This is a genomic window from Cryobacterium sp. Hh38, assembly GCF_004403235.1.
GTDB lineage: Bacteria > Actinomycetota > Actinomycetes > Actinomycetales > Microbacteriaceae > Cryobacterium > Cryobacterium levicorallinum.
In genome coordinates this window covers 1-14,228 of record NZ_SOHD01000026.1, presented here as the reverse complement: position 1 = coordinate 14,228, position 14,228 = coordinate 1, and the positions used below count along the sequence as shown (strand labels likewise).

Here is a 14,228-nt window from a genome sequence, read left to right as displayed (position 1 = left end):
TCCCCGCACACACGAGATCAATGAACTCAGTGCGAGTATTCGGCGGAAACAACTTGACCATAAAACGCTCCAATCACTAGAGCGTTGCTACGACCATATGACTTTGCCGCGAGAAATCGCTCAAGACTCACGGCTCGGCGAACGGATGCTGCGGAAGCTAGCCGAGCAGGGAGACCGCCCGGGCGATGACGAGGGCCAGCAGCACGAAGCCGCCGAACGACTCAATCCCCATGAGCGCTTTAGCCCGGAGCGAGAGCGGCATCGTGTCGGTCGGGCTGAACGCCATGGAGTTCGACAGCGAGAAGTAGACATAGTCGAAGAACGAAGCGACCCAACCGGTACGCTGCGACGACCTGGCGGCGACCTCCTCGATGGCGTCGTGGTCTTCGTCCTGGGGAAAGCGAAAATCAGCTGGCGGAAAGTCGGCCCGGTCGGCATGACGCCTCGAGACCGGGCCGCCGCGGTCGAGTTCCCAGTAGACCAGCGCGAAGGCGATGACGTTGGTGACCCACACCTGCAGGGCAGCGAGCAGCAGTGTCGGCCCGTCATCCTTACCGCCCGACGTGAGCTGGATCACGAGCTGCACGAGGGCGACTTCGTTGGCCGCGACCAGCAAGACCGCCTGGCCGGTGGCGAGGTATTTCGACCAGCGGGTTTCGCGATGCAGCCGGTGGGGGTTGAGGGCGAGGAGCGGGATCAGCATGGCGAGCCCGATCGCGACGACCGTGTAACGCAGCCCGGGCAGGAACGTACTCGGCAAGGTGGCATACAGCGTGAGAGCTACCAGCAACCCCAGTACGGCCGGCCAGCGGTGTTCGGCCCGTGCACCCTGCTTCACGCTGTCGCCCATGCGCTGAGCATAGGCCCGTCGCGGGCGCTCGGGCCACTGCTCGAGGCGTCGCCGTCCAGGCGGTCGACGTGCCGCTCGGTGTGTTCGCCGGCGGGCCCACCTTACGGTCCTGGGCCCATGATCTATCATGGGCCCACTTTCCGGGCCCGGGCCCGGAAAGAAACGCGGCCCGGAACGCGGCGGGGCTAGGAGCCCAGCGCGATGTCGAGCTTGGCGACGAGTTCGTCGACGTCGAAGTAGTTGTTGATGACGATCACATCGGCGTTGGTTTTGCCGATCGCGTCGACGAGCTCCGAGGAGGTCAGGATAACCTGGGCGTCGGCCGCGGCGGAACGCACGCCAGCGACATCCGTTGCCTGTACGCGTGCCTCGATCTCAAGCCGTTCGAGCGCGCGCTCGGCGTTGACCTTCAGAATGGCCGAGGTGCCGAGGCCGACGCCGCACATCACGACGATCTTCACGAGAAGACGCTCTGCACGAATTCCGCGGTGGTCGCGCCGGCCAGCGCCGGAATCACCGCCGGGTCATTGAACACGTTGGCGAGTTCGGCGACGAACTGGAGGTGGTCGTCGGCGCCGGCCACGGCCAGGCCGACGATCACGCTGACCGGGTCGTTGTGCGGGTGCCCGAAGGCGACCGGCTCAGCCAGAGTGACGACGCAGAGTCCGTCGGTGAGAACATCCGCTCCCGGCCGCGCGTGCGCGAGTGCCAAGCCGGGCGCGATCACGATGTAGGCGCCGAATTCGTGGATCACCGCGATCATGCGTTCGGTATAAGCGGATGTCGCGGCGCCGGAACGTACGAGCGCGTCGCCGGCGGCCGTGATGGCCGCGGTCCAGTCGTCAGCGTGCGCGCCGATGGTGATGGCGTCAAGCGGGAGGTGCGGGAGTGGCATGGTGTCTTTCGGTTATGCGGGGTCGTCCTTGGTTGGCTGGCGGGGCTAGGCGTCGCCGAAGCCCGCTTCGATGGCTTCGACGAGTTCTTCGCGGTCTTCCAGCGGCAGGAACGCCGCGTGGGCAGCGTTGAGCTGGAAGGTCTCGAGGTCGCCGAGGTCGTAGCCGAAGGCATCCGAGAGCAGGGCGAGTTCCTGGGACAGGGTGGTGTCACTCATCAGGCGGTTGTCGGTGTTGACGGTGACCTTGAAGCCGAGCTGGTACAGCAGGTCGAAGGGGTGGTCGAAAAGTTCTTCGCCCCAGGCGGCGACCGCTCCGGTCTGCAGGTTCGAGGACGGGCTCAGCTCGAGGGTGATCTCGCGGTCGCGCACCCATTGGGCCACCGGTCCGAGGGTGACGAAGGTGTTGTCGTCGTCCTGGCGTTCGATCGTGACGTCTTCGGCGAGGCGCACGCCGTGGCCAAGGCGCAGGGCGCGGCCGTCGAAGAGGGCGCCGCGGATGCTGTCAAGCCCGTCGGCCTCGCCGGCATGCACGGTGACCGGCATGAATTCGCGGGCTAGCAGGTCGAAGGCCGCGCGGTGGTTGCCGGCCGGGAAGCCGGCCTCGGCGCCGGCGATGTCGAAGCCGACGACGCCGTCGAAGCGGTAGCGCACGGCGAGTTCGGCGATCTCGAGGCCGCGGTTCGCGTGGCGCATGGCGGTGATGAGCTGGCCGATGCGGATGCTGCGGCCCGACTGCTCGACGTTCTCAATGCCGGCTTCGATGCCGTCCTGCACAGCCTCGACGACCTCGTTCAGGGTGAGGCCGCGAGCCAGGTGCTGCTCGGGAGCCCAGCGGATCTCTCCGTAGATGACGCCGTCATCGGCGAGGTCTTCGACGAATTCGCGGGCGACCCGGGTCAGGCCCTCGCGGGTCTGCATGACGGCGGTCGTGACGTCGAAGGTCTTCAGGTATTCCACGAGCGAGCCGGCATTGGACTGGTCGGAGAACCATTCGCCGAGCGCGTCGGCATCCGTTGTGGGAAGCACGAATCCGATGGAGTCGGCCAGCTCGATGATGGACTGCGGACGCAGACCGCCGTCGAGGTGGTCGTGCAGCGAAACCTTGGGCAGGGTGTTGATGCTCGTGCCGCCGCCGGGCATGAGGAATTCCTCGATCAAAGTCATACGAACAAGCTCCTCGGTACGGGGGCGGGTGTGAACTACAGCCGCGCGCCCAGCTTATCGGAGCGGCTCTGGGCGGACCATGAGAAATGCACGAGCGGATGCGCCGCCTCGCGTCGCTGCCGCTGCCCGCGCGCGCCGGGCCCACCTTCGGCAACTGGGCCCATGATCTACCATGGTCCCGGTTTCCGGGCCCGGGCCCGGAAAGGGGAAGACCACGTACCCTGAGTTGTGCCCACCAAAATCATCCTCGACTGCGATCCCGGCCACGACGATGCGATCGCGTTGCTCCTCGCGCACGGCAATCCGAACATCGACCTCGTCGCCGTGACCACGGTGATGGGCAACCAGACCCTCGACAAGGTCACTCGCAACGCCCTGTCCGTGGCCCGGGTGGCTGGCATTACCGGAGTGCCATTTGCCGCCGGATGCCCGCGCCCGCTGGTTCGGCAGATTGAAACGGCCCCGTCCATCCACGGCGAGTCAGGCCTCGACGGCCCGGTGCTGCCCGAACCGACCCTCGAGCTCGACGCTCGGCACGCCGTCGACCTCATCATCGACACGATCATGGCGCACGAGCCCGGGGAAATCACCCTCGTGCCGACCGGCGCCCTGACCAATATCGCCCTCGCCGCCCGCAAAGAGCCGCGCATCGTCGAGCGGGTCAAGCAGGTCGTGCTTATGGGCGGCGGCTACCACGTGGGCAACTGGTCGGCCACAGCCGAGTTCAACATCGTCATCGATCCCGAAGCCGCCCACATCGTGTTCAACGAGACGTGGCCGCTGACCATGATCGGGCTCGACCTCACCCACCAGGCCCTCGCCACCCCCGACATCGTCACCCGCATCGCCGCCGTCGGCACAGCGCCGGCCCGGTTCGTCGGCGAGCTGCTCGCCTTCTTCGCGGAAACCTACAAGGATACCCAGGGTTTCGACTACCCGCCGGTGCACGACCCGTGCGCGGTCGCCTACGTGATCGACCCGAGTGTCATCACCGTGCGCAAGGCTCCGCTCGACGTGGAACTGGCGGGCACCCTCACGCTCGGCATGACCGTGGCCGACTTTCGTGCGCCGGCCCCGGCCGACTGCGCCACCCAGGTGGCCGTCGACCTCAACCACGAGAAGTTCTGGGCCCTCATCGTCGACGCCCTCGAGCGCATCGGCGACCCGCCCCAAAGTTAAGCGGCCGGGAACGGATGCCCCCTCGTCGCTTCCCGAGATGCACCTGCCCCGGAATGCTGCGAGGGCGGCCGCCCGTGAATCTGCCCGGGCTCGCGACCGACGCGTGACTTCCCCCGCACAAACGGGTTGGCTGAATTACCACCACTACTCGGGAGCACCATGACCAAGACCGCGCCGGCCAGCACGAGCAAACCCATTCCCGACATCCAGGTTCCCGACCTGCACGGCCAGCTGGCCGTCGTCACGGGCGCTAACAGCGGCCTCGGCTTCGGCCTGACCGGCCGCCTCGCCCGGGCCGGCGCCGAGGTCATTCTCGCCGTGCGCAACGAGGAGAAGGGCGCCGCGGCCGTCAAACTCCTGAACGAACAGTCCCCGGAGGCGAGCGTCAGCATCCGTCATCTCGATCTGGCGTCGCTCTCGAGTATCGCCGGATTCGGTGAGGAGCTCAGGAACGAGGGCCGCCCGATCGACATTCTGCTCAACAACGCTGGCCTCATGATGCCGCCGGTGCGCGACGAAACCGAAGACGGCTTCGAGCTGCAGTTCGGCACCAACCACCTCGGACACTTCGCGCTCACCGCGCATCTGCTTCCGCTGCTGCGGGCGGCCGGCACCAGCAGGGTCGTGAGTCTGTCGAGCCTCATCGCCCGCGGCGGCCACCTCGACTTCACCGACCTGCAGGGTCTGCGTTACCGCGCGCACCGCGCCTACGGACTCTCCAAACTGGCCACGCTCATGTTCGCGCGCGAGCTCAACCGGCGCAGCGTCGTCGGGAGCTGGGGCGTGCGCAGCGTCGCCGCGCACCCGGGCGCAACAGTCACGAACCTGCAGATCTCCGGCCCCACCCACAACGGGGCCTCGGCCCGCATCTTCCTCGCCGCCAACGAAGCCTCACACCGCATCGGCTGGATGTGGCAGCAGGTCGACCAAGGCATTCTTCCCGCCCTGTACGCGGCGACGAATCCCGCGGCGGCCGGCGGCGGTTACTACGGCCCTGGCGGGTTCGGTGAACTCACCGGCGCACCTGCTCCCGCCAGGCTGCCCAAACGTTCCCTCGATGAAGCGGATGCCCGCCGCCTCTGGTCGGTCTCGGAGGAACTCACCGGGGTGACCTACCCGGCCGTCTAGCTCAGCTGTCGATCACGTTCACCAGCACCCGGGCCAGGCGCCGGCGGATGATGTGGTCGTTGGCCTCGACCCGGTGCATGGTGACGTGGCGCATCCGCTCAATGATGGTCATGCTGCCCTGCGCGATGAACGCGTCGAGCGCACCGTAGATCACGTCGACCGGCACCTCGAGGCTCGCGATATCGCTCACCACGGTCTGCGATTCGATGCAGTGCTCCATCGACTTGATGAACGGCGTCCATGTTTTCTCGGTCAGTTCAAAGATGCCCTTGGGGAGCAGCCGCGTGATGATGGACGCGTTGGCGAGTGTGAAATCCTTGTTGGCGCGCAGAAAATCGTAGGCCCGCAGGTAGGCGCTGACTCGCGCTTTGACTCGTGGGTCGCCGATATCGCTCGGTGACACATAGACCGGCGGCCCGACCAGCACCACGCGCGACACCGTGCCGCTGCCTGTCAGCCTCCGCCAAACGCTCGCCCCCGGGCCCTGCCGCTGCATCGCGGCGTAGCGGGTGCTGATCAGGCTGCCGAGGGAGTGGCCGACCAGCACGAACGGCTCGCGCAGTTTCAATGAGCGGATGGTCGCGGCCAGGGCCCCGACATGATCCTCCAGCCGGTACTCGCAGCCGTCCGGTGCCGGCGACTGCCCGAAGCCCAGAATGTCCACCGCGATCACCCGATGATTCGGGGTGAGCCGCGGGATCACCTCGTAGAAGGTGATCGAGGACGACGCGATGCCGTGCACGAGAATGACGACCGGGCCGGTACCCGCATCCGTTGCCACGTGCAACAGCGGTGGGCGGGACCGACGCGCTCGGCGCATCCGCTCCGCCCACCAGATCATGTGCTAATTATCGTCACGCAGGGTGGCCTTGAAGTCGTTCTTGGTCTCGGTGGCGTTGCGCTCGGCCTCGGCGTGCTTGACCTCGCCCTCGGCCTTCTTCACCTTGACGTCAGCCTTGGCCTCGTCGACCCGGTCTTCGACGCGGTCCTTGGCGTCATCAACCGCCCGGCCGATCTTTTTGCCGGTGGCATCGAGTGCATCCTTGGCATCGTCTACGAATCCCATGTTGTCCTCCTGATCGTGTGTGCAGTTGGGTTGAACGTGCAGTCGGGCTGCTCGCCGTCTCCCTGGCCTTACTTCGGGGGTAGGCGCCGAGTCCCAATTGTGATCCGACTCCCAGACTGCCCCCAGACAGCGCCCCCACCCCGCTCGGTACGGTGAGTCATGAGACGAACCTGGGGAGTGATCGCGGTCCTTCTGACCGCCGTGTTGTTGGCGGGATGCACGGCGAATAGTGGTTCGGTGAGCACGGACTCGTCTGGGAGCACGGGCTCGTCGGAAGGCGACGTCGGCGCGGTCGCGCCGGAACAGGACTTTTCGGTCGACAAAGCCCCCTACGGCAGCGTCGTCACCGGCACTACGGGCGACGTGAACACGTCCAATCGGGACGTCATCACCACCGGGTCCATGTCGATCACGGCCACTGATCCGGTCGCGGCGAGCGAATCCGCCGTCACGATCACCGAACAGGCCGGCGGACGCGTCGACAGCCGCAGCGAAAACCCGGGCACCGACGTCCAGCCAGCGAGCGCCACCCTCACCCTGCGTATTCCGTCCGACGAACTCGACCGCACCCTGGCCGAGCTCAAGAAACTCGGCCGGCTCAACTTCGTCTCGCTCAATGCCCAGGACGTGACACAGCAGAGCCAGGACCTCGACGCCCGCATCACGGCTCTGACCACCTCGGTTGACCGGTTGTTGGCACTGATGGCCTCGGCGACGAGCACGACCGACCTGATCAGCATCGAAGACGCATTGTCGAGTCGGCAGGGTGAGCTCGAAAGCCTGCAGTCCCAGCGCGACTTTCTCGCCGATCAGATCGATTACTCGACCGTGCAGCTCGAATTGGTTTCGGAAGGCACCGTGGCCGCCGGCGGCCCCGACAATTTCTGGACCGGCATTATCGCCGGTTGGACCGCCCTCGTCGCCGCCGCCGGCGGCCTGCTGATCGGCCTCGGAGTTGCTCTGCCCTGGCTGGTCGTACTGGCGATTTTCGGGGCAATCGCGCTCGTGATCGTGCGGGTGTTCGCGCGACGGCGTAAGGCTGCATAGGCTTGTCCCTGTGACCGAGTTTCTCCCTGTTTTCACCCTGCCCGAAACCTCTCCGGCAGCGCCCGTTTTTGTTCCCTCGACCGAGCCGGTGCTGTCTGATCAGCTGCTGGCCGGCATCCGCTCACGGGCAGCCGGGTATGACCGGGCCAACGCCTTCTTCACCGAAGATCTCGAGGTGCTCGTCGCTGCCGGCTACCTGCGCGCCCTCGTGCCGGTGCAGTTCGGCGGACTCGGCCGCACCCTGCAACAGACCGTGCGCGAGCAGACCCGGCTCGCCGCGCACGCCCCGGCCACCGCCCTCGCCGTGAACATGCACCTGGTTTGGACCGGTGTCGCCGCCAGCCTGAACGCGCAGGGCGACCACTCGCTCGACTTCGTGCTCGAAGAGGCCATGCGAGGCGAAATCTTCGCCTTTGGCGTGAGCGAACCCGGCAACGACCTGGTGCTGTTCGGCTCGCACACGGATGCCCTCCCCCAGCAAGATGGCGGCTACCGGTTCACCGGCACCAAGGTGTTCACCTCGCTCTCCCCCGCCTGGACCCGGCTCGGAACCCTCGGCCTGGATTCCTCCGCCCCAGCTGACCCCGCGATCGTCTGGGCGTTTCTCGATCGAGCGGATGCCGGCATCCGCTCGAAAGATGACTGGGATGCCCTCGGCATGCGTGCCAGCCAGAGCCAGAGCACCGTGCTCGATGGCGCTCTCGCCCGCCCGGACCGGGTCGTGCGCCGCCTGCCGATCGGCCCGAACGGCGACCCGCTCATCGCCGGCATCTTCGCCAACTTTGAAATTCTGCTCAGCGCCGTGTACACCGGAATCGGCCAGCGCGCGCTCGAACTCGCCGCCCTGGGCGCTAACCGTCGCACCTCGCTGACAAACGAAGGGCGCACGCACGCGCAGGATCCGGTCGCGCGGTGGCGGATCGGGGACCTCGTCATTGCGATGGACGGCATCTATCCGCAGATCGACGCCCTCGCCCGGGCGGTCGACGAGCGATTATTCGCGGTCGGACCGGCCTGGTTCGCGCAGCTGTCCGGGCTCAAATACCGGGCCACCCAGAACGCCAAGTTCGTCGTCGACACCGCCGTGCAGGTTGCCGGCGGCTCCGCCTACGCCGCGTCCTCCGAACTGGCCCGGCTCTACCGCGACGTGCTCGCGGGTTACTTCCACCCCTCCGACGCGGACTCCGCGCACGCGACCGCCGCAGCATCCGTTCTCGGACCCCTCGATTTGCCTGCCTCATGAGTTTCAGCAAGACCACCGCCATCACGCTCGACCACTCCGGTTACACCCGGGCCGTGCTCGACCTCACCATGCGCCTCGCCGAAGTCATCTTCACCGCCGGCGCCGGCGCCGAAGACGCCACCGCCGCGATGATCGCGCTCACCAGGGCCTACGGGCTCAAGGGCACCGACGCGAATATCACCCACACGACCATCACGCTAACCCAGGAAGACCCGTCGACGCACGAGTCGATCATCCGCAGCCGCAACGTGAAGTACCGCACGCTGGACTATTCCAAGCTCACCGCCACCTCGGAGCTGATCGCGGACATTATCGAGAAGCCGATCGAGGTCGCCGAGGCCCGCAAGATCCTCGCGACCATCGTCAGCTCAAAACCGCAGGTGCCCAAACAGTGGCGCCGCATCGGCTGGAGCCTGGTCGGTGCCGGCGCCGCCGTTCTGATCGGCGGCGGGCCGACGGTGATCATCGCCGCCTTTATCGCCACCTGGATCATCGACTGGATCACGTCGGTGCTCGACCACCGCCAGGTTCCGCTGTTCTACCAGACGGTCGTCGGCGGGGCGATCGGCCCCCTCGTCGCCACGGTCGTGCGGGTGATCGACCCCACGGCCAACCCCTCGCTCGTCGTCGTCGCCACCATCATCATGCTTCTCGCCGGTGTCACAACGTTCGGTGCCGTGCATGACACGCTCTCGGGGTTTTACCTGACCGGCACCGCCCGACTGGTGGAGGCCCTCCTGATCACGGCTGGCCTGGTCACCGGGGTGTCGGGATCCGCGCTGTTTTTGGCCCGGTTCGGGCTGCTGCTCGAGATCGACTCGAATCCGATCGTGACTATCGGCGTGCTGCCGGTACTGCTCGTAGCCGCCATCGTCATCGTCATCGGGTTTGCGCTGGCCGTGCAGGTACCGTGGCGGGCGGTCTGGGTGGTCTGCGTGCTCGGCGCTCTCGCCGAGTTTCTGTTCGTGGCCGCGCTGGCCGGCGGATTCGGACTGGTCGGGGCCTCGGCGGCGAGCGCCCTCGGCGTCGGCCTGCTGGCGGCGGTCGCGGCGCGCATCGTGCGTACCCCTCCGCTCGTCATTATGGTGACGGCGCTCGTGCCGCTCGTGCCCGGCCTCACCCTGTTTCGAGGGTTGCTCCAGCTCTCCGAGGGCGATATCAACGGGCTGCTCGCATTGCTCACCGCTGCCGGCATCGCGATGGCCCTCGCGGCCGGCGCGCTGCTGTCGCAGTATGTCGTGCAGATCGTCTGGGGCCCGGCGCGCAGGCTGCAGCGCCGCTTCGTCGGACCACTCATGGCCCTGCCGGTGCGACTCGGCCGCGACGCAACCAAGCGCATTTAGCGCGCGCTGCAGCATCCGCTGTCAAACGGATGCCTGCGTCAGTTGGGAACGTCCGCCTCGCCGGCGTCGACGGCGTCTTCCTCGACGAAACGATACGGGATGGGCTCGTCGGTCTCACGGCCGCGCTTATAAGTGCGGGTGATCGTTTCGGTGTCCTCAACCGCTTCGAGCACCAGGACGTCCTGATACTCACCATCGATGTATTCCAATTCGACCTCGGTTCCGGCTGCAATCGGGTTGGGTCCAAACAGAACTGCCCGGTAGGTGGCGCTGTGGCTCATGACATGACCTTTCGACGGAGAGCGGGTTCGTTGCAGCGACAGCATACGACAGACCGGCAGCCGTGCACAGGGCTCCGACCAGGTCTGGCGATTTGCGGTAGCGCGGTCGGCTGCGGAGATGACGGATGCCGCAAACCCGCGTATTCTCGAGGAGACGGAGCCCCACGGCTCGGCGCGAAGGAGTACACAATGGCTGACAAATCACCGAAAAAGGACGCAACCAAGAAGGTTGCCGACAAGTCCCTCAAGGAAAAGAGGGCCGACAAGAAGGCGAAGTCTGAAGAGACCGCTTCTCGGGCCCGCAAGAGCTAGATTCTGCATCTTCTCGGTGCTGTGGGTTCTCCGCCCCTGGTACCACGCGCTGCATCTGGCGCAGTATCAGCAAGCACGGGTGCCGCCACGATCGTGGCGGCACCTTTCTTTCGTCGGCGTGACCGACAACATCCGCTTGTGAAAGGACCAGCCATGACCCTGCCCACCGAAGACACCCGCGTGCTCTACCCGAGCGGCGCCGTCGACGCGCGGGCGTCCGTGCTGCACTCCGAGCGGTTGGCGGATGGACGCTCAGCCGTACTGCTCGATGCGACCTGCGTGCATCCGGTCGATGCCGGCTGGCCCGACCAGGGACCCGACCAGGCCTTGCTGCACCACGGCGCCGCGTTCTGGCCGGTCGAGGACTGCATCGTCGGAGCCACCGATGGGTCCGAGCTGTATATCGGTGCGGACATTCCGGTGGCCAAGGGCACCCCGGGCTGGGCCTTCGTCGTGGTGCACGTCGTCGACGCGGCCGGGCTTTCAGCCGGCGACACCGTCACGGTCGAGGTTGACGAGGGCCTGCGCGACGCCACGAGCGCCGGCCACACCGCGTGTCATTTGGCCTCCCTCGCCCTGAACGACGCTCTCGCCGACCGGTGGAAAAAAGAAGTACGCGCCGACGCGCTCGGCCACCCCGACTTCGACGGGCTCGCCATCGACGAATCATTGATCGGTCAGAACGCTTCGGTCGACACCTACCGGCTCGGCAAATCGCTGCGCAAGAAGGGCTTCTCGGTCGATGGCTTCGCCGAGTCGCTCGCGGCGATCGAAGCGACCATTAACGCGACCCTTCTCGCGTGGACCATGACGGATGCCGCGGTACGCATCGACCAGGGAGGCGACCGGTTGACGGACCGCCGCTACTGGGTGTGCGAACTGCCCGGCGCGACCGTGCGCATCCCCTGCGGCGGCACCCATGTCGCATCGCTCGGCACACTCGGCGTTGTGACCGTGACGCTCGGCCTGCACGACCTGGACGGCACCGACGTGCTCACCATGAACACCTCCGCCGCGCGCTAGTTTTCGCGCATCCGGGGCAATTTGCGGACACAATCGGGATATCCATTAGGCACATTGCACGGTTAATCTGCGAGAGATTGCGCATTTCCGCTCCCAGGCGCAGAATTCAGGGGTACCCGGTCAGAGAGGACCAGCCATGAGCACCGTCGTTGAGAGTCCGAAGATCGGCGATACCGAAGTGGATGCGCCCAGCCCCGAGTTTTACACCGGCCCCACCACCGATTTCTTCTCCTACCAGGACTTCCTTACCGTGGACGAGCAGAATCTGGTAGCCACAGCCCGTGCGGTGTTCGAACGCGAGATTCGACCCGTCGTCGCCGAGCACTGGAACAACGAGACGTTCCCGTTCGAAATCATCCCCGCCCTTTCCACCCTGAACCTCGTCGACCTGTGTGCGCGCGGCGACAATTTCTTACTCCACGGGTTCATGACCGTCGAGCTTGCCCGCGTCGATGCGTCCATTTCGACCTTTGTCGGCGTGCACAGCGGCCTGTTCGCAGCGGCGATCGCCCAGCTCGGCACCGATGACCAGCGCGACCGGTTCCTGGCCGACGCCATTTCCCTGCGCAAGATCGGCGCGTTCGCGCTCACCGAACCGGACCACGGCTCCGATGTCTCACGCAATATGGAGACAACCGCCACCCGCACCGGCGACTCCTGGACACTGAACGGCGTCAAACGCTGGATCGGCAGCGGAACCTTCGCGGCCAATGTGCTGGTCTGGGCGCGCGACACCGCCGACGACCAGATCAAGGGCTTCATCGTCGACGCGACCCTGGCCGGGTTCACTGCCGAGAAGATCGAAAACAAGATAGCCCTGCGCATTGTGCAGAACGCCACGATCACCCTGCGGAACGTCGTGGTCGCCGAACGCGACCGGCTGCCCGGTGCCACGAGCTTTCGCGATACCAACCGGCTGCTCACCAATTCGCGGGTCTGGGTCGGCTGGCAGTCCGTGGGCCTGCAATTCGCCGCCTACGACTATGCGCTGCGCTACGCGCTTGAACGCCGGCAGTTCGGCCAGCCGATCGCGTCGTTCCAGCTCGTGCAGGAGAAGCTGGTGCGCATTCTCGAGAATGCGACCATGTCGCTCGGCCTGATGGTGCGCATCGCCCAGCTGCAGCAGGCCGGAACGCTGCGGCCGGAGCACGCCGCGATGGCCAAGGCCTCCGCCAGCGCGCGCATGCGCGAATCCGTGGCACTGGGTCGTTCGGTGTTCGGCGGCAACGGCATCTCCACCTCCTGGGGCATAGCCCGCGTCTTCGCCGACGCCGAAGCCCTCTACACCTACGAGGGCAGCTACGAGGTCAACACCCTCGTCGTCGGCCGCGCGATCACCGGTATCTCCGCGTTCCAGTAGCTGCTGGTTCGTCAGGCGGATGCCCGCGGCCGCCTCACGAGGCCGCCCCAGGCATCCGCTCACCGAGGCGTGAGTTTCGCGACCCCGGGCGCACCGAGCCGTGAGTTTGGACACGATGTGTTGCCATTTTCGGGCTGAGACTCACGGGTCGATGACCGAAACTCACGGCTCGGCAACGCGCCCGCGTGGCCTGTCAGGCCACACCGAAAAACCCGGCCGCCGCATCCGCTCGCCAGGCTGATCCGGGCCACGGCCGGGCCGATCGTGGTTTGCCTGTGCATAACTAATATGTGCAATCGTGATTGGCGTCATGATCGCTGCATGCCCATCACACCTGAACGTGCAGCCCTGTCGTTTCGTCGTTTGCGGGCGGAGCGCGAGCATCCGGCGTCGACTTTCGACCTCGCCAGAGCATATTCCAAGCGGATGCCCGCCACCCACGTCTTCAGCCACTCGACGGCGGCTGTGATTCACGGGATCTGGTTGCCCAGCCGACTTGAAGGCGACCGCCGACTGCATGTCTCGGTGCCACCGGGGGTGCGGGCACCGCAGGTTGTGGGCATCATCGGGCACGAGCGGGTGGATGGCACGATGCAGCGGGTGTACGGATTCCCGGTGACCAGTTTGATCCAGACGTGGATCGACCTCAGCCCCCTGTTTCCCCGGGTTGAGCTCGTGGCCGCTGCGGATTTTCTCTGCAGCGGCCGCAATCCGTGGCACACGCCCGACGAGCTTCGCGCGGTCGCTGCGGCCCTGATCGGGAGACGCGGGTGTCGTGCCCTGCGGAAGGGTGCCGCTCTTGCTCGGGCGGCGGTCGACTCTCCGCAGGAGACCAGGACTCGCCTCTTCTTGGTGGATGCGGGTATTCCAGAACCAGTCGTCAACTTCGAGATCTTCGACGCACGTGGCGTCTTCGTAGCCCGGGTCGATCTGGCGTGGCCGCGCTTCAAAGTCTGCGTCGAATACGAGGGCGACGGACACCGGAGTAACCAGAGGCAATTCCGCGTCGATATCACCCGCCGCGAGCGGGTCGAGGATCAGAAATGGCGCATGGTGCGCATCACCGACGACGACCTGAAGACTGGTGGCCAGGAACTTCTGCGCCGGGTGCGGGCCGCCCTGGTCGAACGGGGCGCGCGCTGGTAGGTGGGTCGGGCCATCCGCTCGCCGAGCCGTGAGTTTCCGGTTTCGCCGCTCACCGAGCCGTGAGTTTCAGGCCATTTCGAGGGGGCAAAGTCAAGTGGTCAGGGCAACGCGGGGGTTTTTGCTTCGAGAAGTAGCTGGTTGAGGCGGTAGGCGGGGGTTTCGAGGTTGAGGGTGGGGCGTGGGCGGCGGTT

At 66.2% G+C, this 14,228-nt stretch carries 16 protein-coding genes; 9 read left to right on the top strand and 7 right to left on the bottom strand.

Annotated elements, in window-relative coordinates; translation table 11 throughout:
• Positions 1-157: 157 nt before the first annotated feature.
• The 4 genes from E3T41_RS08445 to E3T41_RS08430 form a co-directional block, all read right to left on the bottom strand.
• Complete coding sequence (locus E3T41_RS08445; RefSeq protein WP_092452329.1) at positions 158-850, bottom strand: DUF1345 domain-containing protein; 693 nt, start codon at positions 848-850, stop codon at positions 158-160.
• A 185-nt stretch (positions 851-1,035) separates the two neighbouring features.
• Positions 1,036-1,311, bottom strand: a complete 276-nt coding sequence (locus tag E3T41_RS08440) for a PTS sugar transporter subunit IIB (protein ID WP_092452332.1) — start codon at positions 1,309-1,311, stop codon at positions 1,036-1,038.
• Complete coding sequence (locus E3T41_RS08435; RefSeq protein ID WP_092452335.1) at positions 1,308-1,745, bottom strand: PTS sugar transporter subunit IIA; 438 nt, start codon at positions 1,743-1,745, stop codon at positions 1,308-1,310. Before E3T41_RS08435 ends, E3T41_RS08440 begins: the two co-directional genes overlap by 4 nt.
• A 45-nt stretch (positions 1,746-1,790) precedes the next feature.
• Complete coding sequence (locus E3T41_RS08430) at positions 1,791-2,909, bottom strand: adenosine deaminase (protein ID WP_092452338.1); 1,119 nt, start codon at positions 2,907-2,909, stop codon at positions 1,791-1,793.
• 228 nt (positions 2,910-3,137) lie between these two features.
• On the opposite strand from E3T41_RS08430, the gene E3T41_RS08425 reads away from it, so the two are divergent.
• Entirely contained in the window at positions 3,138-4,088 is a 951-nt protein-coding gene (locus E3T41_RS08425) for a nucleoside hydrolase (RefSeq protein WP_092452341.1), read from the top strand.
• Positions 4,089-4,247: 159 nt separating this feature from the next.
• Positions 4,248-5,216, top strand: coding sequence for an SDR family oxidoreductase (locus tag E3T41_RS08420; RefSeq protein WP_134478099.1), 969 nt, complete (start codon positions 4,248-4,250; stop codon positions 5,214-5,216).
• A 1-nt stretch (position 5,217) separates the two neighbouring features.
• Here E3T41_RS08420 and E3T41_RS08415 read toward each other — a convergent pair whose 3' ends face one another.
• Positions 5,218-6,057 carry an alpha/beta fold hydrolase gene (locus E3T41_RS08415; protein WP_092452347.1) on the bottom strand — a complete coding sequence of 280 codons (840 nt, stop codon included), beginning with the start codon at positions 6,055-6,057 and terminating at the stop codon, positions 5,218-5,220.
• A gap of 3 nt (positions 6,058-6,060) precedes the next feature.
• Positions 6,061-6,282 carry a hypothetical protein gene (locus E3T41_RS08410; protein ID WP_092452350.1) on the bottom strand — a complete coding sequence of 74 codons (222 nt, stop codon included), beginning with the start codon at positions 6,280-6,282 and terminating at the stop codon, positions 6,061-6,063.
• A 237-nt stretch (positions 6,283-6,519) separates the two neighbouring features.
• On the opposite strand from E3T41_RS08410, the gene E3T41_RS08405 reads away from it, so the two are divergent.
• From E3T41_RS08405 to E3T41_RS08395, 3 genes are read left to right on the top strand one after another with little or no spacing between them, the layout of a single operon-like run.
• A complete protein-coding gene (locus E3T41_RS08405; RefSeq protein WP_166791521.1) occupies positions 6,520-7,329 on the top strand; it encodes a DUF4349 domain-containing protein in 810 nt (269 codons plus the stop codon).
• 37 nt (positions 7,330-7,366) lie between these two features.
• Positions 7,367-8,572, top strand: a complete 1,206-nt coding sequence (locus E3T41_RS08400) for an acyl-CoA dehydrogenase family protein (protein ID WP_174775290.1) — start codon at positions 7,367-7,369, stop codon at positions 8,570-8,572.
• Complete coding sequence (locus E3T41_RS08395; protein WP_092452356.1) at positions 8,569-9,915, top strand: threonine/serine exporter ThrE family protein; 1,347 nt, start codon at positions 8,569-8,571, stop codon at positions 9,913-9,915. Before E3T41_RS08400 ends, E3T41_RS08395 begins: the two co-directional genes overlap by 4 nt.
• 38 nt (positions 9,916-9,953) lie before the next feature.
• Here E3T41_RS08395 and E3T41_RS08390 read toward each other — a convergent pair whose 3' ends face one another.
• The gene (locus E3T41_RS08390; protein WP_092452359.1) at positions 9,954-10,196 is read right to left on the bottom strand and encodes a hypothetical protein; all 243 of its coding nucleotides are present in this window, start codon (positions 10,194-10,196) and stop codon (positions 9,954-9,956) included.
• Between the two features lie 189 nt (positions 10,197-10,385).
• Here E3T41_RS08390 and E3T41_RS18755 point away from each other — a divergent pair, with 189 nt between their 5' ends.
• The 4 genes from E3T41_RS18755 to E3T41_RS08375 all read left to right on the top strand — a co-directional run bounded on the left by E3T41_RS18755 (position 10,386) and on the right by E3T41_RS08375 (position 14,037).
• Positions 10,386-10,508 carry a hypothetical protein gene (locus E3T41_RS18755; protein WP_255408738.1) on the top strand — a complete coding sequence of 41 codons (123 nt, stop codon included), beginning with the start codon at positions 10,386-10,388 and terminating at the stop codon, positions 10,506-10,508.
• Between the two features lie 153 nt (positions 10,509-10,661).
• Positions 10,662-11,531: a hypothetical protein gene (locus E3T41_RS08385; RefSeq protein ID WP_092452362.1), complete on the top strand. Its 870-nt coding sequence runs from the start codon at positions 10,662-10,664 to the stop codon at positions 11,529-11,531.
• 136 nt (positions 11,532-11,667) lie between these two features.
• Entirely contained in the window at positions 11,668-12,891 is a 1,224-nt protein-coding gene (locus tag E3T41_RS08380) for an acyl-CoA dehydrogenase family protein (protein WP_092452365.1), read from the top strand.
• A 321-nt stretch (positions 12,892-13,212) separates the two neighbouring features.
• Positions 13,213-14,037, top strand: coding sequence for a hypothetical protein (locus E3T41_RS08375; protein WP_134478095.1), 825 nt, complete (start codon positions 13,213-13,215; stop codon positions 14,035-14,037).
• Positions 14,038-14,228: the final 191 nt, after the last annotated feature.